Genomic DNA, 18,697 nt, shown 5'->3' on the forward strand with positions numbered 1-18,697 from the left:
GACAGACCCCAACAGCCTCAGCCGGGAGGGGGGCGTGGGGGGCGAAGCCCCCCCACATCGAGGGTCCGGGGGTCGCCCCCCGGGCAAACACAACGAAGGAGTGGCGGGGAAGGAGCCAACGGCTCCGACCACACCACTCCCAACTCGTTCGCGGGCCACCGACGAAACTCCTTGACCAGCAGGAACACGGCCCCCGCCAGGCCCCAGATTCCACGCTAAGAAAGATCATTTTCCACGACCCGTTTCGAGTGCCGTCGTCGAGGAGGACCTGGTGTTGCGATGACTGTGCCGCGCAGACAGTTGCGCCCGGTCTCGTGGTGGTGGGTGGTGCTCAGCGTCGCCGCCGTCGGCGGAGTGGTCTGGGCCTCTACCTGGTGACTGCTCGCCAAACCCAGGGACTGAACGGGCTTGCCAAGGCGACCGCCCGAATGGATGCGATCAAGACCGGACTCAGCATTGGCGTGGGTACCGGCGGCACCGTCGCGCTCCTGCTGGCCATGCGTCGCCAAGGGCTCAGCGAACGAGAACAAGCCCACCGTGAAGAGGTGGCAGTCACGACGCAGACCCACGCTGAACGAGTGGCTTCGGCGAGCGAGCACGACGTTGCTGAAAGACGCGTCACCGAGCTCTACACCGCAGCCGCCGACCGATTCGGCAGCGACAAGGCGCCCGTGCGGCTGGCGGGCCTGTACGCCCTGGAACGTCTTGCCCAGGACACCCCCGCTCAACGGCAGACCATTGTCAACGTCATCTGCGCCTACCTGCGCGTGCCCTCCCACCCGAGTGCCCGACTCCTTGCTCAGCAGAAGAATTAGCGGCGCTGTCACCCGAGGCGAAAGTCGTAGCTATGGCCGAGGACGCAGCGGATGCTGGGCATTGGGAACAGGAGCGAGTAGTCCGTCTCACTCCACTCCGGATGGTGCGAGGCCCCGCTCCAGAGAAGCCCGCCCGAAAGAGGAGCGCGTCCACGAAGCAGAAAGAGCCCAACCGCTGACGAAGCGTCAGATCGAGGCGATCGCGCGCAAGATCCCTCGGGTCTTGCCGGATGACATGCTCTACTTCGACCTCGGCTGAGGACCGTTGTGGCGGCTGGTGATCCGGCGACTTCGCCGCAACGGCGCGGCTGAGGCACTGGGCAATGACTGGCTTGAGAACTCGATGACATTGCCCTCCGTAGTGCTGGCCCCGGTATCAAGGACGGCGTTGCGGACCTTCGCTCGCCGGTAGTTGCGAAGCAGGTCGCCGAGTTGGTCGCCGTCATACCGTGCGGCGAACAGGAGCGAGGAGAAACACCTCAGGCCGGTTCGTGCGTCCACCGGCGTCGGTGGCTCGTTGAACGAGCGCGTCGAGCCGCTGGTCTAAGGCAAGCGGTAGCCGAAAGGGCATCTGCCGATCTCGGCTTGAGTCAAGCCCGTTCATCAGCATCCACCGTGTGTCTGGCATCTGGCTTTGTCGGTCCGAGGATGTAGGTTAGATATATGCTTGTTCGTGGTCTATCAGACCTGGTCGTCACCATCATGACGGCTGGGGATGTGGCCGCGCTAGACGCTCATGATCCAGTGCTAGCTCACGAGGCACTGGTCAGCCTCGCCCGTCAGCGGACGAACGCGGCCGAGTCGGTACTGCTGCGGTACGCCGTAACGATCGATACCCGCCCGGACCCTGACGTGGGCCTTCGAGTGGCGGGGCTGACCCGCGCGACGTGGGACGCGGCTGCTGCCGGACATCTCGATCCGATCGCCGACGGCCGGCAGGCATGGTTCGGCCTGACCCCGTCCGCGAAACTCCGGTTTACCGCCGTGCTCAGGCGACTGCCATCAACAGAGCGGGCATGTCTTCACACCGTAGGGGCCTTCTGGGCTTCCCGATCAACGTCGTTGAAGAACTTTGCGAGCTCGCCCGGAGATCCGTCGCTGCGACGCTTCAGCTTGGCGTAGTGCCGCCACTTGCCGTTGCTTCGGCGCCATCGAGCCGTTAGCTCGACCATGCCTTTGTTCCTGCCGCGATCGATGTCCTTGGCGCTGACTTCGAGGTGCAATTGTCGTGGGCGAGGAACGTCACCCGGCCATGATCCATTCCACGTGCCGAGGAGGCCGCTGCCCGACCCACGCCGCCAGTCGACCACACGAAGGTCCCTCAACTTCCGCAAGGCGGATGCAGCATCGGCGGGACGCCTCTCGGCGTCGCGGTTAGAGAGCGAGCGAACGAATGTAGCCAGTGGCTTGGGCACCCACGGCGCTAGCTCGAAGTAGCGGTCCGCAAGGGAGCGGCGCCCTTCGGCCAGGCGGCGATCGATGTCGTTGCGGTCCAGGTCTTCGTACGGGAATGGCCCGTTCAGCATCTCGACCATGGTGACGCCGAGCGCGTACAGGTCAGACCTCGCGGTGACCAACCCGGTGGACGCTTCCGGCGCTCTGTACAGGGGCGAGCCAACGTGGCCGTCGGCGCCGCCTGTCGCGGGGTTGAGTCTGGCGGCGCTGCCGAGGTCGCCGAGCACGGCACGGCGACGCTCGCCATCGAGCAGAATGTTCCCCGGTTTGACATCCCGGTGAAGATAGTGGTGCTGCTCGTGGAGCACCTCTAGGGCCACCAGCACGTCGTCGGCAATCTGCATCGCTCGCCAGGGCCCGAATTGGTCGAGTTCATTCAGCGCAGTCAGAACGCTTCCACCTGGGTGGTACTCGGTTGTGAACGTGATTGCGTCTAGATGCTTACGCGCCGGGTCGGGGTCCCACTGGGCTTCCCAGACCTTCAAGATCCGTGTGTGCTCGATGCTCTTCAGCAGATTCGGTTCACGCGCCAACACGTCCGGCATGCCCAGCGTGGAGATCGTTTTTTGCACTATCGGGCACTCGTAGACCTCGTGATAGGTGAGGTAGCACGTCGCTGTGTTGCCCTCGTCGAGGGTGTGAAGGAAGGAGTAAGTGGGCCGGTCAAGCCGTTCACCTTTGAGCATCAGCCCTCCACTGACAGTGCCGCGAGAGCAGCCAAGTCACGCTTGCCCTTCCAGTTCGGGCTCAACGGGGCCTTCACCACTTGTCCGACATGAGAGTCGAGTCGTCCCGCCTTGGGCAGGCCAAGCCGCGACCGCACCGTACTTCTGCTCAACTCTTCGCACGGCACGTTATGCTGGGAGGCCGCGACGGCCACGAGCATCTCCAGCCCAAAACGAGCGCGCGCTGCTTTCGTAGGCCATTTTACGGTCGGCTCCGGGTCAAGGATGGCGACTCGGCCGACATCGCGTAGTACGCGCTCGCAGTCCTCGATGACTGCAGCGATCTGCGGACCAGGTGCCAGCCCGGCTGGCAAGCCAAGCCGGTGGGGCTCGGCGTTGACCAAGCTTCCATCCTCAGCCACGGCAAGCCACAGCACTGAACTCGCGTAGTTCACGCCAAGAACTCTCATGACATCTCCACCCCGAAGTGCCCCTGCTAACAGGGGTTGCCTCCCATGATGACCGGTTGCCGCCAAGAACGGGCGATCCTCGACGACGCGGGGCCGATTGTGGATACGTCGTTCACAGAATCGGTCGCATCGGTGCCGGGAATCGAACCCGAATCCTCCGGACGGCTGCCCTCCGCCGCCTCCGCCAAAGCCCGTTCGCACTTCGGCGCATGTGGAGTGCCGGGTGTGGGACTGGAACGTACCAGTGCGGACTCCGTCGGACCATTCTGGGCGCCGTGCTGATGCACCGAGGGCCATCCGCGGGATCAGTCGACGTAAACCGGGGGCGTCCAGGGTGTCGATCGGCAAACCCCACGTCCGTACGCCCCGAGCCGCTGCCTACGCTTGACGTAAGGCGGGCTCGCCCCAGCCCAATATGCTTGGACACTGATCCGCCTTCAGGTCGAGCACCTGCCCGGCGACTGAGGTGCCCCGGGTTCGATGAGGTCCTTCAAACCGCCGTGCCCTTGGCGGGCCCGCTCCTCAGTCGACGTGGGCGATCGTCACCCGGATCACCACACTGTCATTGAACCTGATCCCAACTGCCTGGTTGCCGCCTTGGAAGTCGTTCTCAGAATCTCCGACATCGATGAGCGTCGGGGACAAGTTCAGGCCGGTGAGCCTCCGCCAGGAGTCCCTACCTGCGACATCGTCAGTTGTAGACAAGCCGAGATCGCACTCCTCACACTCTCCACAGGCCCCGCACTCGGCCATACGCTGTTCTTCACGGGTACGGAACAGGTACTCGATAAGGGCAGAGGCATATACGAACGCCTGGAAGGGGTTGTCCCTCGGCGGGATTACTGCGTCCGGATGCGCCACGGTGAACACCGCTGTGAACCCGGTCGCGTCCCGTAGCAAAACCGTCTTGCGCGCCGCGTCTAGGTCCACCCCGTACAGGTCCGCCTCGAAGATCTCGTCGACGATGTCCAGGTTGTTGCGAATGAAGTCGAAGAGTGTGCGGGCGACGAACTCCTGGGAGACGGTGCCAGGTCGACCGGCCGTCCGCCATTCCTCCAGAGCCAGATCCAGTGGTTCCCACCACCGGTAAGGATGGAGCCGTGACAACCGAACTCGACCGTCTTCGCCGGTGTGGTCGGCGATCTCGTCCTCGGTCAGCTCGGGAAACCCGAACGGGAAACGGGACAGTTCGGCCGCCACACCGCCCCAGTCACCGTCGTTGTCGCGGCGTTCGAGCCCCTCGAGGTATTCCCATGGCGGCATGTCGTCCCACGTCTCCTTGCCCTCGCCAAGGGCAGTGTGCAGCACATACTCCTCTGCCAGGGTCCGGGGGTAGGGTCTCACTCCCGCGCTGATCCGTTTCGCCACGTCCTTGAAGGTGTCGGCGAGCATCTCGTACCACGCATGGTTGTCATGAACGCGGAACCGCACCGCGTCGGGGAGCTCATCCAGTATGGCGGGCTGCTCTGCCCAATCCGGGGCATCCAGGTCCACGAGCTGATCACTGGAGACCAGGAGTTGCGCGGCCGTGGCCGGCGTCAAGGAGCTCCCTGCCGTCCCGAAGCACATGTTGAGTCTCCTCACGTGCTCGGCCGGTTTGACGGCCTCCGGCGACTTCTCCTGCGGCTTACGCTTGACCGTCTTTAGCACCCTTTCGACGGCCGCGCGGGTCTTGGCCGAGACCATCGAAAGATCATCCTCAGCCCTTCGCCATGTCGCCACAGAGATCCGCGCTGCTTGAGCCGCCTCAGCCTGCGTCAAACCAGCGCCTTCGCGGCTCGCCCTCACATCCACCTCGTCCCGCACCCCATCAACTCCCTCTTGAGTACTCAGTGAGCGCTGAGCGCTCACTGAGTACTCATACTATCTCAATCTTCTGAGTTGTCGTTTTCGACGACGAGAGCAAGTCTTAAGCCTGGCCAGGCTGCTGTCGGTGCCGAGGGCGGCTGAGTGGCAGAACGACGCTGGACGGCGGGATCTGGCCGGTCTCCGCAGTCGTGACCCACCCAGGACCACTCTGAACACAGAAACACTGGCAGGCTGGTTGCCTGGACCGTATTGCGTCACTCTCCCATCCCCTCTGAGCTGCACCGTTCTGGGTAGCCGAGCACGCGGATTCCACGCTTAGGAAGATCATCTTTCACAGCCCGGCGGGCACCCCAGCGGGGAGGAATGGAATTCGCGAGCGTCATACGTGCCTGTCAGAGTCTTCGCCGGCGTGGCTTTGTGTTCCGCTTGGGCTGAGTGAGGGGTCCGTGGCCGATCACGCTGAGGGCCAAGTCGCGGAGACGACCTTGAGTACCTAGGGCCGCGCACGGTGGTTTGGCCCGGATCGCTGCCTAGACGCTGATCCGAGCCGGTTCCGGTTTGCGCGAACCCGACTGTGACTGCACCGCCGTGAGGTTGGGACGACCTGACCTGTGCGACACCCGAGATCGACGTGCGCCCCCGGCACCCAGTCTGGGACCCCCAGTACGGCCGCTCCGACCTCACCGCCACCACGCCCTCGACCTCCAGTGTCTATGCCGACACCTGCAGTTCCGCGGCCCCAAGTCATGTGACTCCTCGGTTTGCAGGGTCCCGTCCGACCCCGAGAATCGACCGAATCCAGTTCGGCCACCATCGCGTCTCCCATCCAATTAGGGAGCTCCCGTGGCCCGGTCGCACCCAGCGGCGTCCCGCGAGGGGCAGACAACCGCCCCGCGATGCTGCACCCTGGAGAGCCGGACGTCCCGCCGCGTGGAAGGGGAAGGTGCTGGACGAGGAGATTCACGGGCAGCTGAGCTACCGCCTCGTCCTCGCCGTGGACATCGAGAGGTACAGCAGCCGCAGCACGCGGGGCCAGTTGCGGACGCAGCGGATAGTGACCCGGGTTCTCGACTCCGCCGCCGGCGTCGTGGGGCTGGAACGGGACCAGTGGCACAAGCAGGTATTCGGTGACGGGGAGATTGACGTCCTCCCCCCGGGAGTCGATGTCACGCGGGTCGTCGGCGACTTCGTTCGCGCTCTCACGACCGTGCTGGGAGAGGTGAACGAGGATCACCTCCGCGAGGACAAGATCCGACTGCGGCTGGCGGTGCATTACGGAGCCGTGGCGGTCGGTGCCCTCGGTCTCGCCGGGCAGGCCATGATCGTCGCGTCACGGCTCTTGGACTCGGAGCCCCTGCGGCGTGTGCTAAGCGAGCACCCGGATCTGAATCTGGCGTGTGTCGTGTCCGAGTCCCTCTATCGGGACGCGGTGGCGACGGGTCTATCCGGCCTATCCCCGTCGGCGTTCGAGCCGGTGAGGCTTCAAGTGAAGGGGCACTCTCTGGGCGGCTACGTCCTTCGGGACCCGGGCGGGCCGCACCGCCCCGCGGACCTGACTCGCCCCGCCTCACGAGAGCCGGACCCAGACGATGCCGGGTGGACAGCTCCCGCGCGGCGGCGGGACTGATGGTGGACGCGCACGCGGCGGTGCGCCGCTCAGTGGTTCTGGATCCACCAGATGATCAGCGCGACGAGGCCGCCACCGCAGGCCGCGGCGGCTCCCCGCACGAAGGCGAAGGCGGCCATGCGGGCCAGCCTCCGGGCGAGACGGCGGCGGGAGTTGCCGTTAGTGGGCACGATGTCCTCCTCCAGGTCGCGGCCTCCGTTTTCGGAGGTGCACGCGCAGCCTCCGTGGTGGCAATCCGGCGGGACCAGGGAAGACGGCTCCGGGCATCCGGCGGTGAGAAAGGCGCAGGTAGCGCGAGTGCCCGCAATGCCCGCTGCGGGCACTGCGGCTAGCGGGCAGGGATGGGAGGGCGCGTGGCCGGCGAGCGGAAGGGGCTGTCCGCGTTCCAGCGGGCCCTGGGCTCTCTGGAGAGGAGCGCGGTCACCGCTCGAAGGTCTCGTGGGCTGCACGCGTCGCGACGGGAGGCCGCACGCCAGGCAAGCGAGTTGGGGGCGAGGCTCGACGCGCGCCGCATCGGCGACTGGCTGAATCCCAAGGATGGCCGGGCGCCCCACGACCCGGACCAAGTCTGGGCCCTCGTCCAAGTCTGGCGGGCGTGGGAGGGGAAGAAGCCGGAGCCCAGGGAGCGCGAGGATTGGAATGCACTGGTACAGGCCGCGCGGCCCCGCCGTCCCGCCGCTCGCCCGTCCCGGCGCGCCGGCCCCGGACGTCCGATCCGCGAGTGGACGCCGCGAGAACTGAACGTCCACCCCGCCATCGAGGGGACCGGTTCGCCGCTGCCGTTCCTGCCCGCCTACGTGCGCCGAGCGCACGACGCTGTCCTTGAGCGTCTCGTCGCCACCGTCGAGGACGCCGCAGTAATGGCAGTGCTGGTGGGGGACGCCTCGACCGGCAAGACCCGGGCGCTGTGGGAGGTGCTGCGGGCGCTGCCGGACGACTGGCGCCTCTGGTTCCCGTTCGGCCCGGACCGTCCGGAGAGTGTGCTGAAGGGTCTGCCCGACGTCGGGCCGCGCACGGTGGTGTGGCTGGACGATCTCCAGCGACATCTGCTGACCCCGGGGAAGAAGGACGGCGAGCGTGTGGCCGCCGGACTGAGCACACTGCTCGGCGACCGGCGGCGCGGGCCGGTCCTCATCCTGGGGACGATCTGGCCCGGCGACTGGGCCACACTGTTCGGTTACGCCTCGCCCTACGAGGATCCGTACGCGGAGGCGCGGGCGTTACTGTCGCAACGGGACGTCCCGGTGCCGTCCACGTTCCCGCGTCCCGACCTCGACCGGGTGCGGGCGGCGGCCGCGGACGATCCCAGACTGGCGGAGGCCGTCAAGCACGCCGAGGACGGTCACCTCACGCAGTACCTCGCAGGCGGTCCCGCCCTGAGGGCCGTGTACCTGCACTCACCCGACCCCGCCGCCCGCGCGCTCATGGATGCGGCGATTGACGCGCGGCGCCTCGGCCACGGCCCGATGCTGCCGAAGGCGCTGCTCAGCGAGGCGGTGCACGGTTATCTGACGCGCCCCCAGTGGGACAGGCTGACCGAGGACTGGCAGGAGCGGGCATTCCGCTACGTCACTGACGACGGGCCGTGCCGGGGCGCGCGGGCACCGCTGACCCTGGTACGGGTTCTGCCCGACGAGGACGGCGAGTGGGACTCCTGCGTCCGGCTCGCCGACTACCTGGAGCAGTTCGGCCGGGACCAGCGCCGCACGGAGCCCGTGCCGAAGGCGCTGTGGGACAGTCTGATGCGTCATGCACGGGGCTCGGATCTGGTCAAGCTGGGCAGGCAGGCGCAGGAGCGTGGCGTGTACCGGTACGCGCTGCGGTTCTACGCCGACGCGTTCGACGCTGATCAGGGGGCGACCGACGCGATGCTGTGGTCAGGCGACCTGCACGCGATCGCCGACCGCCTGGATGACGCGCTGCACTGCTACCGGCGCGCGGCCGAGAACGGCGACGAGTACGGATGGGTCAAGGGCGTCCGGTTGCTGCTAGACGCGGGCCGGAGCGACGAGGCGGTGCGGTGGTCCGACGAGGCGGTCCGGGCGGAAGCGTTGGACGCGGCGTCACAGGTCGCTGACCTTCTCACCGACGCCGGTCACGAACTCACAGCCATGCTGATCCTGCGCCGCGCGGCGGACGCGGGGTCGGCCGAGGCAGCCGCACGGATCGGGGAGAAATTCAACGACAGCGAGCCCGAATCGGACGCGATCGGCTTTCTGCGGATCGCCGCCGAAGGGGGCTACGAGTTCGCGCTGCGGGTCGTGGCCGAACGGCTGCTCCATGACGAGGGCATGGACGCCGCCGTCGCGTGGCTCCGCAAGACGCCGAACGGCACGGCCGTCATCGCAGAACTGCGCCACGCCGAGGGAGATCACACCGGAGCGATCAGCGCCGTGCTCCCGCTGTGTGAGGACGATCCGACGCTGGTGCGGCTCGCAGGCCCGTGGCTCGTCGCGGCGGGCAGGACGGACGAGGCGATCGCCCTGTACCAGCGGGTCGTCACGCCCGGCGGTGCGGAGACTCCGCGCGAGGCGACCGTCCGCGAGTCGGCGGTGCGGAACGCGGCAGAGCTGCTGCACGGCACGGCCCGCACGCGCGAGGCGTTCGACTGGCTCTTCTCGCTGGCCGAACACGGAGATTCCGTGGCCCTCGACCAGGCAGAACAGCTCGCCATGCGCACACAGTCGGAGGACGTGCTGATCGCGTGGCTGCGCCCACGCGCCGAGGCCGGCGACTCCGCCGCCGTCCTGAGCCTCGCGGGCGTCCTGCGCGGCATCGGGCGCACGGACGAGGCGATCGAGGTATGCACCGGGCACGATTCGGCGGCCGTCCTCCGGTACCACGGCGACCTTCTCGTCCACCGGGGCGAGAAGACCGCGGGGCTTGCCCGCTACCGGGAGGCGGCGGAACTGGGCGACGCGCAGGCGATCGGCCTGGTTGTCACCCTGGAACGGGACGAGGGCCGCACCGAGGAGGCGATCCTCTGGACGCGGGAACGTGTCGCGGCGGGCGCTGGGGAAGTCGCCCTGCGCTGGACGATCGATCTCCTCCTGGGCGAGGACCGGACGGACGAGGCGATCGACTGGCTCAGGGACCGCGTCCTCGAAGGCGACGTCGGCGCGCTCGGCTGGCTAGCGAACCTCCTCCGCGACGAGGGCCACACTCAGGACGCCCTCGCCTACTACCTTCAGCTCGCCGAATCGGGGCAGGCCGCGCCCGAAACCGACGCCCCGGACGCAGGCGCGCTAGCGCGGGCCGCGCGGATGCTACGCGGCGCCGGACGCGACGGCGAGGCCGAACGGCTCGTCCGGTACGGCGTCGAGCCGGGTGGGCACATCGCGGGCGCCCGGTGACGGCTCGGCCGAGCGCCACTGCCTTGCCGTGACGGCGAGCCGAGTGCGTAAAGTACGGCTACGGCGGCCAGCGCGCGGAGTCACGGTGGGCTGGTGCCCGGTTTGCTTTCGTCGAGCAGCGTCGGAGTTCCCGCGTGGGTGCTGGGCGGGCATCCACCCAGCGGCGCACGAAACCGTGAGCGCAAACGTTCCTGGTCAGAGTCCTCAGCGCCGTGCCTCCTTCCTCTGCTCGGGCCGAGTGATGCAGTACTCAGTCGGGACGGCCAGGTCGAGTGGGCCCTCCCGGCGACCTACTTCAACCCTGGCCGGTCGTCGGCAGCAAGATCTGCCAGGGGTGCCAGCACCCACTTGGACAAAGACGTGCCACAACGACCCCACAGGCCTGGTCGGCCCGGTAACAGCGGGGCTGCGGGATGGCGGCGGCCCTTCTAGAGAGCCCAGCCACTGCTGCGGCGGCGGAGCAGGATGCTCGGGGCTGGGCGTCCCGGCGTCGCTCGGCCCCGGCACTCGGTGGGAGTTACGGCTCCCGCCCCCGAGGTCCCGCCCAGGGCGGAGGACATCAGGACGCCCAGCCGCCTCCCCATCGAGGCGGTGCCACCGAGCACACCATTACTCCCTCCGCAGGCCCCAGACGATCACCCGCGATCGATGGCACAAGGAATAATCCGATGGGCTAGACTGTGAGCTGACATGGAGGCCACTGACGAGGTTCAGGAGGTGGGAGATGGACGAGCCGTCGAGAGCGCACGCGACGATGCTGGCGCTGGCGCGAGAGTCGCGCGGCCTGAGCCAGACCTCGCTGGCCCACGTCATGACCGAGCTTGCTGGGGAGACGATCAGCCAGGGATATGTCAGCAAGGCGGAGGCGGGCAAGCTAGCCGTCGACGGTGAGCGACTGGCTCTGTACGCGCGGGCCTTGGGCTACCCGACCGGGGTGCTGTGCGTGGACGCCGAGATGAATGGGGTCGGCATTGGGCTGGTGCACCACCGTAAGAAGGCGTCCCTGGGGGCTAAGGAACTGCGCCGGATCCACGCCCAACTCGCGCTGGCCCGGCTGCAGGTCCGCGGCCTAGTCGAACCGCAGGTGCGGGGCGAGCACCGGTTCGAGCACATCGAGGTCAACGACCTGAACACCCCCGCCGAGGCCGCCCAGATCCTCCGCAAACTGTGGGGCCTTCCGGCGGGACCGGTGACCGACCTGGTCGGCGTCGTCGAAGACGCCGGGGGGATGGTGCTGGTCCGGGACCTGGACGCGCCCGATCTCGACGCGGTCAGCCAGTGGGACGGCCAGGAGGCGCCGCTGTTCCTGCTGGGCGCCCACGCTCCGGCCGACCGGTTCCGCTTCAGCTTCGCTCACGAGATCGGCCACGTCGTCATGCACGCCGAGCCAGGCGTCACCGCGCTCCAGGAACGGCAGGCCGACGAGTTCGCCAGCGAGTTCTTGATGCCCGCCGCCGACATCGCCGAAGAGCTGCACGGCCCGCTCACCCTGGCTGGGCTGTTGGCGCTCAAGCAGCGCTGGGGCGTGTCCATGGCGGCCCTGGCCCGCACCGCACTGACCCTCTCGCAGATCAGCGAATGGCAGTACCGCAACCTGGTGATCGAGATGTCCACTCTCGGCTACCGCAAGCAGGAACCGGGCGAGCTTCACCGCGAAGTTCCCCACGTCATCACCGACACCGCACAGCGGCTCGTGGACCAGCACGGTCTCAATCGCGCCGCAGACCAGGCAGGCCTGCTCCCGCAGGAGTACGCGCTGCTGTTCCCGCCGGACCCGGACAGCGCCGGCGGCGACGCTGGATCACACGATGTCGACTGAGTCTCACGAGGTGAGCATGAACGACAGCAGTACGGCAGACAGCCACGGCGGGCGCCCCCTGCTCACCTCCCGCAAGCACCAGGGGAGCGCCGCCCGGGCCATCGCCCAGCGGATCCTCACCGTGGAGCGGCCGCAGCTGCTCAATTCCCTGCCGCCCGCTCATCTGAACGTCGATCACGGCGGATTGGTGGTCTGCGGCAGCAACGCCTCCGCCCGGCTCCAAGCACTCAGGTCCGCCTTCAACGGCGTGCTTAGCGAGGACATCGCCGCTTACGAGAAGCAGACCGCCACGCCCACCGAGCCGTTCGCCCTCCCCACCGGAGGCATGTTCGGCTGTGACCTGCCCGACGTCGTGCAGCAGCAGATCGACCGAGGCGCGAGCTTCGCGATCACCCCGACCCGCTATGTGAACGCCCGAGACTCCGCTTCCCTCAAGGCGATCCTGAAGGAGGTCAGCAAGCTCGAGCGCGACGACGTTCTGGTCGTCCTTCCGGTGGCGATCGGCTGGCTCCAGGACGAGACCGCGCGCAGACAGCTCACCGCGGTGATCAATCTCATCCCGCACCCAGTCGCCCTCGCCTTCGGCTGCCAGTTCAACCCAATGGACGCCTTCGCCGCCGCGGTCATCAACCTGCGGACCCTCCTGAAGGACGCACCCGGCACCGGCCTGTGGCGCACCGACATGGCGGGCTTCGACGCGCTCGCGCACGGCGGTGCCTTCGCCGCGATCGGCGCCGGAGGCGCCGTGCGGCACCTGGTCCCCGCTGGGGAACGTGCCGAGACCGCCAAGGACAAGTCCGGGGGGCCGGTCTACCCGACCGTCCTTCTCCCGCAGATGCTGCGGTTCAGCGACGCCAAGTTCCTCGCCGACACCTACGCCAACGCCCCCGCGCCACGGTGCGGCTGCCCGCAGTGCGGCGGAACCATGCTGGACCTCTTCTTCGGCCTCACCAATGCCGTGAAGGCCGCAGCCAACGCCCACAACGTCGCGGCCTGGAACGTCTGGCTCCCAGAGTTGCTGGCTGAGCAGGGCACCGAACGACAGCGGTGGTGGCGCGACCGGTGCAAGCTCGCTCTCGACGCCCAGGCGGCGGAGAACATCAGAATCGGAATGCCAGGGCGGTTCAAGCCAGCCAAGCATCTAAAGAAGTGGGCCGCTCTGTCGATCGACGGAGAACCCGCTGATCACCACGGAAGGCCAGTGTAGAGCTAGGAGGCCCGTACGACTTGCCGGTAGGCCTCCTCCAAAAACAGCCATCCGGCGGCGGTAAACCGGTTGCGGCGGAAGCCGGTCGCAGGAACGATCAGCTCCGGCGTCTGGGCGCTCGCTCCGGCGATGATGACGCCGATGCCGTAGAAGTCGGCCTCCATGCGCAGCACGTCGATGTCGCGGGGCATCCTGGGCAGCACCATCGCCCGCGAGCAGAACGGCGCGAAACGACCCGCGCGCTCCAGCCCCTGGCGCCAGGTAGCAGCGGTCACCACCGCCAGGCCCACCTCCACGGGAGGCTCCGCGAGCCTGATCACGAACCTGTCTTTCACCTGCACCGCTCCACCAGGAGCCGACTGCAGCACGCAGCGCTCAGGCCCAGTCAGCGCGGCCAGCGGGACCGGCACACCGGTAGGCAGCCCCAGCAGGAGCCGAAGGACGTCCGGTGAGGTTATCGCGCCGATCCTGGCCGCTCGCCGACGCCCCGCCTCGGCCTCCAGCCGGTAGCTGAGCACGGCGGGCACGCCCTGCAGCACGACCCGTGACCTCGCGGTGGACCCGCCCGCCGAGAACGCGGACGCAGCCTCGCTGACGGTCTCCAGGCAGACCTCCGCTGCGCTTGTCATGTCCTCACCTTCTCGTGCCCGAAGCGGCGGCCGGCACCGGCCCTACCATCTGATCGAAATGCCGCTGAAGGCCACTGATCATGGCGGAGAGCCCCTCCCAGACCAAGTCGTCACCGGACCGCGCGTACCAGCGCCGCCGGTCCCGGGTGAGCTGCTCGATGCGGACCGCCAGCCGCATCGCGAGCAAGTCGCGTATCGCCGGGTAGTACACCGCAGCCGATACCCCCTTGCTGTCCGCCAGCACCCCAAGGTTCACCCTGCCGTCCGGAGCCGACGCGAACGCGGCCAGCAACTCCAGCCGGTACCGGCTACCGAAAAGACGCTCAGAGAAGGAACGCTCATCGTTCAGTCCAGCCCCTCGCATAGAGTAAAGTTACGGATTATCGAATCCATAATCAAGCTGTGACCTGCCCTGTCCCACCGATCGTCCCTCACCAAGCGCGTCCGAGGCTCCAAGCGCGGCAGGCGCGGCCGCAGATCTCCTACGCCGGGGACGTCTCAGAACGCCAAGCGAGTCGAACATACTTGCGATACAGGCACAGTAGTCGCGACCGTGCCCTGCGTCGATGGACGCCCCCTACTTCCCGCACGAGCACGCCAGGGGCCGGAGGTCGGCAGGCGGACTGCTCCCAGGACGTGCGCGGCGAAGGACCATGTTCTACGCGCCACCTGACACGACGTCTGACCTCACGCTCGACTACGTCCGCAGCCTGGTCACCGGATGCGCTGGTGGCGTGAGGTGCCCGGGGTACATCATCCTTGATCGAGTACCTGGTCGATGACCAGGACGGACAGGCCAGGAAAGACCGACTTGATCACTTCGCACGGGCATCATGATCGCGCAACCAAATGACCACACAGGGCGGAAGGACACCACCGTTTCTGCGCCAGAGCCCCTGATCGGCCAGTCCCAGTCCCGGACCCGTGGTCTGATAGGACCAGCGGGGGCTGTGGGCGGAGCTCAGGTTGTCGGGCTCGTGAGCTCGCGGACGCGGTCGCCGTAGGAGCCCTGCTTGTCCGCGTCGATGACTCGCTCAAAGTACTCTCGGGCGCGTCGCCGATCACCGACCATGAAGTAGTACTTGCCAAGCTCGAAGAGGCTGAACAGGTCGAAGGCGTCGAGCGCCAAGGCCTGGTTGTAGAAGCCGAGGGCGAGGCGATCGTTCCCGTTGAGGGCATGAGCCCACCCGAGCTTGGAATAGACGACGACGGCATCCGGCCGCTCCGCTCGAACGGTCTCGAGCAACTGGATCGCGCGCCCGTAATCGCCATCAAGTCCCGCCGCGACGGCGAGCCGGAACCGCGAGTACGGCCGGTCAACGGCGTCCACGAGGCGCTCGTAGATCGCCACCGCGTTGCCGTACCGCTGGAGGTTGGTGTACAGCTGACCTAGTCGCTCGAGCACCTCGCGTCGCTGATGGCCCTCGACCGGGTAGCCACGATCGAAGGCGGCAAGCAGCTGCTCGTAAGCTTCGGCCGCTTTGCGGTGGTACCCCAGGCGCATACAGATGCCACCGAGCATCCGCAGGTACTGAGGATGGCCCTCGCTCCGATCGACAGCGGCCTCCGCCGCCCCCAGAGCACCTTGAGCGTCGTCCTCGGCGAGCCGCTGCTTGGCCAGTTCGAGGTAGTGGAGCGGACTCGACGAGGGCGGCCGGAAGCCGAGCTGGCTGGGCTCCGAGCGAGCCGGCATGGCTGCCATCGCCGCCTCGGCGCGCAACCCATCAAGGCATGCCTGTACGGCGGCGCGCATCGATCCACAGTTCAGAAAGCGGTTCTCGGGCCGCCGCGACATCGCGCGAAGGATCACGTCCTCGAGATCGGCAGGCACAACGCGGTTGACCTCACGAGGCTTGGCGATCTGCACGCCGGTCAGCAGCTGATGAGGGGTCGAGTAGGGCAACCGTCCCGTGGCCATCTCGTAGAGGAGAACGCCGATCGAGTAAATGTCGCTGACGTCCCGGGCGCGTTTCCCCTCGAGCGCCACCTCAGGGGCCATGTACGCCTCCGTGCCGTGGCGCTTGGTCCAGACCCACACATCCTCGAGCCGGCGGCTCGACCCGAAGTCGGTGATCTTCGCTGCCCCGGATGCCTTGTCGACGAGAATGTTCTGCGGCTTCAAGTCGCTGTGCGAGATGTTCGCGGCGTGGACGGCAGCAAGGCCGTCGAGGATCTGCAGTGTCCACTCCAGCATCTGTTCGAAGGTGAGCGGCGCCCGCGTATTGACGCTGTCGAGGACCTTTGCCAGGTCGTAGCCATCAACGAACTCCATCTCGATCATGAAGAGCTCGCTGATGTTGTGGAAGCCGTGGACGCGAACGATGTTCGGGTGATGGATGTCCCTGATGATGTCTGACTCCTTGCGAAGCACCTCCTCGCCCTTCTCCTGGTCTTTCGGAATCTTGAGCGCGACCGTGGCACCATCCTTCAGTCTCCGCGCCTGCCACACCTCGCCGAAGCTCCCTTTGCCAAGCTCGGCTAGCAAGCGAAACCGATCGCCCAGCTCCTCCCCAGGTGTGCCGTGGAACACGATCAGCGCCATTACTACGCCCTCCCCAGGGCGAGCCGCTCATTGCGCTCGTCGCGCAGGAACTCGCCGAACACGAGACGTTCGGAGTCGGGAGCTGGGCGCATGACGCACTTAATGATCATCAACGGTGCCCGCGCTGGGGCTACATCACTGCCACGACGCCTAAACCCTTCGCGGTAAGTTGCGATGATGGCGTCCATGCTGCGTGGAGCCGAGCCGCTGCGCACCCAGTAGATCAGGACACACAGCTTCAAGCCCGGGGTCGCAGTCGAGGCGATCGCGAGGTTCTCGACCTTGCCCCGCAGCTTCCCCTCGTCACCGCGCTCGAACCTCTCGAATTCGAACGCGAGCAAGGCTTCGCCCGAGTGCTTCTCGAACCACACGGAGTCCGCGCGCACGTCCCCAAGGCCGTTGTCGCGAGCCCACCAGATCGGGCACTCTGCCACGGCGGCATAGCCCTGCGACTGCCCCGCGGTGGCCAGGACCGTGAGGAAGTGCGAGTGCACCGTGAGCCCGATGTCCGGGATCCCCGACAACAGCATCGGGAAGTGCTCGACCATCAATTCGCGGTTGGTGAGCCCGTCAAACACCAGGTCCGCCGGTGATGGCGAGCGGTCACCCATCATCCTCCCGACCTCGCCCAGCGCTCGCACACGCGCGGTGACTCACCACCGTGGATGAGCGCCTTGGTGCCGACCTTCACGACGAGCGGCGCGATGATCGCCCGTCCGCAGATCAGCGCCTCACCGGTCGACAGCGTTGGGAGCTCCGCCAGGTCCGCTGCAGAGAAGTAGTCGGAGGTCTTCTGGATGAACCGCTGGTCGTCCGGGTTCTTGATGCGCATCGCGACGATAGTGTTGCACTGACTCGTCACGTCGGAGTCGAGCTTGCTCGGGCGCTGGCTGACGATGGCGAAGCCCACGCCGAACTTCCGGCCCTCGGCCGCGATGCGCTTGATGATGTTCTTCGAGATCGCAGCCTCGCCTGCGGGCGCGAAGTTGTGCCCCTCCTCGTAGACAATGAACACCGGTCGGGTCGGGCGTTGCTTGTCGGCCGCCGCCTTCATCAGCTCGCTCGAGATGAGCGCGACGATGACCTGCCGCGCCGTGTTCGAGAGCCCTTGGAGGTCAATGATGCAGAGCCGTCCGGCCTCGGCATTGTCGTCGCCGACCATTTCGTAGACGTCGAACGGCTCACCGGCCGCGCGCGAGTAGAAGCTCTGGGCCTCGTTGATCATGCGCCGAAGGCGGATGGCGGCGATGTTGGCGCTTCCTCCGCGGAGCGCGTTGGCCTCGCCCGGGCTGCCGGACTCCGTCACCCAATCCTTCAGGCGGTCGAGATCATCGAGGACCGCGAAGAGCTCCTGGATGTCGCGTGGCTCGTCGATGTTCTCCTTCCAGTAGCGGAGCGCGACGTCGAGCACGCGCTGCTGCGGCTCCGTCAGTCCAGGGAGCACACCGGAGAACTCGTCCACGTCGAAGTGGTCGAGCTGAAGAGCGAGGCGCATGTTCTTCCCCGCGTACTTCTCGTCGAAGCTCCGCAGCTGCGGCGTGTACACCCTGATGCCGCCCCCGCCGTCCTGCAGCTGCTGGAGGGCATCTTGGATCTCCATGAGCTTCTGCCGGTCCCGAGGATCCTCGACCTGGTCGAGCCGGTCGTTGAAGTTGAGCTTGCCGGCGCGGAAGGCCTTGCCGTACTCGCCGTGCGGGTCGAAGACCACGACCGACGCGTTGAGCTGCGAGACCAGCCGCTCGATGACGCGCCCGACGGTGTAGCTCTTCCCCGAGCCGGTCATCGCAAGCACGGCGAGGTGCTCGGTCACCAAGTTGTTCGCGTCGAGGAAGACCGGGACGATGTTCTCGCCCTTCTCGTAGCCGACGAGGTTGCCAAGATGGATGCTGGTGTCCTCGGAGAACTCGTAGAAGCTCGTGAGGAACGCGTAGTCGACTCCGTAGACCTTCGTCCCCGGGGTAAGGGGACGTCGGGGTATCCGGATCTCGCCGGTGAACGGATCCTTGTAGCCGACCAGCTCGAGCGTCGCGTACACCGTCTCGCCCGAGAGCCGCGACTGCGGCAGCAACTCGACTTCACTGATCCCTTCGCCGAGCGCTGGGCTGAACAGGATGTTCGACCGTGAGAGCCCCACGATGCGGCCCAGCACATCGAGCTGCGAGTCCGACTCGCGCTCCTGGTGCGCGACCCGCACGAACTCCCCACGCCGCGCCGAGAAGCTCGTACGCAGCGCGATCGTCAGCTTGTTGGGCTCCCCGGTGTTGCCGACCAGCTTGCCAATGTAGTTGTCATCGTCTCGGAACATG

14 protein-coding genes are annotated in these 18,697 nt (G+C 67.0%); 5 read left to right on the forward strand and 9 right to left on the reverse strand.

What is annotated here, in order from left to right; translation table 11 throughout:
* The first annotated feature begins 428 nt into the window (after nt 1–428).
* On the forward strand, nt 429–815 hold the full coding sequence (locus E1287_RS21055) for a hypothetical protein (protein WP_207934351.1): 387 nt from the start codon (nt 429–431) through the stop codon (nt 813–815).
* Between the two features lie 1,022 nt (nt 816–1,837).
* Here the strand turns inward: E1287_RS21055 and E1287_RS21060 are convergent.
* From E1287_RS21060 to E1287_RS21070, 3 genes are all read right to left on the reverse strand, one after another.
* Nucleotides 1,838–2,956, reverse strand: a complete 1,119-nt coding sequence (locus E1287_RS21060; protein ID WP_131966760.1) for a protein kinase — start codon at nt 2,954–2,956, stop codon at nt 1,838–1,840.
* Nucleotides 2,956–3,390: a hypothetical protein gene (locus E1287_RS21065; protein ID WP_131966761.1), complete on the reverse strand. Its 435-nt coding sequence runs from the start codon at nt 3,388–3,390 to the stop codon at nt 2,956–2,958. Before E1287_RS21065 ends, E1287_RS21060 begins: the two co-directional genes overlap by 1 nt.
* Before the next feature lie 537 nt (nt 3,391–3,927).
* Nucleotides 3,928–5,211 carry a helix-turn-helix transcriptional regulator gene (locus E1287_RS21070; RefSeq protein ID WP_165969118.1) on the reverse strand — a complete coding sequence of 428 codons (1,284 nt, stop codon included), beginning with the start codon at nt 5,209–5,211 and terminating at the stop codon, nt 3,928–3,930.
* Nucleotides 5,212–6,157: 946 nt separating this feature from the next.
* Here E1287_RS21070 and E1287_RS21075 point away from each other — a divergent pair.
* On the forward strand, nt 6,158–6,841 hold the full coding sequence (locus E1287_RS21075) for a hypothetical protein (protein ID WP_131966763.1): 684 nt from the start codon (nt 6,158–6,160) through the stop codon (nt 6,839–6,841).
* Nucleotides 6,842–6,870: 29 nt separating this feature from the next.
* Here E1287_RS21075 and E1287_RS43865 read toward each other — a convergent pair whose 3' ends face one another.
* On the reverse strand, nt 6,871–7,011 hold the full coding sequence (locus tag E1287_RS43865; protein ID WP_165969117.1) for a hypothetical protein: 141 nt from the start codon (nt 7,009–7,011) through the stop codon (nt 6,871–6,873).
* Nucleotides 7,012–7,194: 183 nt separating this feature from the next.
* On the opposite strand from E1287_RS43865, the gene E1287_RS21085 reads away from it, so the two are divergent.
* The 3 genes from E1287_RS21085 (at nt 7,195) to E1287_RS21095 (ending at nt 13,220) form a co-directional block, all read left to right on the forward strand.
* Nucleotides 7,195–10,194 (forward strand): hypothetical protein, encoded by a 3,000-nt coding sequence (locus E1287_RS21085; RefSeq protein WP_131966765.1) that lies wholly within the window; start codon nt 7,195–7,197, stop codon nt 10,192–10,194.
* A gap of 724 nt (nt 10,195–10,918) precedes the next feature.
* Nucleotides 10,919–12,013, forward strand: coding sequence for an XRE family transcriptional regulator (locus E1287_RS21090; RefSeq protein WP_131966766.1), 1,095 nt, complete (start codon nt 10,919–10,921; stop codon nt 12,011–12,013).
* Between the two features lie 16 nt (nt 12,014–12,029).
* Nucleotides 12,030–13,220 (forward strand): hypothetical protein, encoded by a 1,191-nt coding sequence (locus tag E1287_RS21095; protein WP_131966767.1) that lies wholly within the window; start codon nt 12,030–12,032, stop codon nt 13,218–13,220.
* 2 nt (nt 13,221–13,222) lie between these two features.
* Here the strand turns inward: E1287_RS21095 and E1287_RS21100 are convergent, their stop codons facing one another.
* The 5 genes from E1287_RS21100 to E1287_RS21120 all read right to left on the reverse strand — a co-directional run bounded on the left by E1287_RS21100 (nt 13,223) and on the right by E1287_RS21120 (nt 18,696).
* Nucleotides 13,223–13,849 carry a hypothetical protein gene (locus E1287_RS21100; RefSeq protein WP_131966768.1) on the reverse strand — a complete coding sequence of 209 codons (627 nt, stop codon included), beginning with the start codon at nt 13,847–13,849 and terminating at the stop codon, nt 13,223–13,225.
* 4 nt (nt 13,850–13,853) lie between these two features.
* Nucleotides 13,854–14,141 (reverse strand): hypothetical protein, encoded by a 288-nt coding sequence (locus tag E1287_RS21105; protein WP_131966769.1) that lies wholly within the window; start codon nt 14,139–14,141, stop codon nt 13,854–13,856.
* Between the two features lie 669 nt (nt 14,142–14,810).
* A complete protein-coding gene (locus tag E1287_RS21110) occupies nt 14,811–16,391 on the reverse strand; it encodes a serine/threonine-protein kinase (RefSeq protein ID WP_131966770.1) in 1,581 nt (526 codons plus the stop codon).
* Between the two features lie 2 nt (nt 16,392–16,393).
* A complete protein-coding gene (locus E1287_RS21115; RefSeq protein ID WP_131966771.1) occupies nt 16,394–17,005 on the reverse strand; it encodes a hypothetical protein in 612 nt (203 codons plus the stop codon).
* Nucleotides 17,002–18,696 (reverse strand): ATP-binding protein, encoded by a 1,695-nt coding sequence (locus E1287_RS21120; RefSeq protein ID WP_131966772.1) that lies wholly within the window; start codon nt 18,694–18,696, stop codon nt 17,002–17,004. Before E1287_RS21120 ends, E1287_RS21115 begins: the two co-directional genes overlap by 4 nt.
* Nucleotide 18,697 lies beyond the last annotated feature (1 nt).

The organism is Actinomadura sp. KC06 (assembly GCF_004348735.1).
In the GTDB taxonomy this organism is placed as follows: Bacteria; Actinomycetota; Actinomycetes; order Streptosporangiales; family Streptosporangiaceae; genus Spirillospora.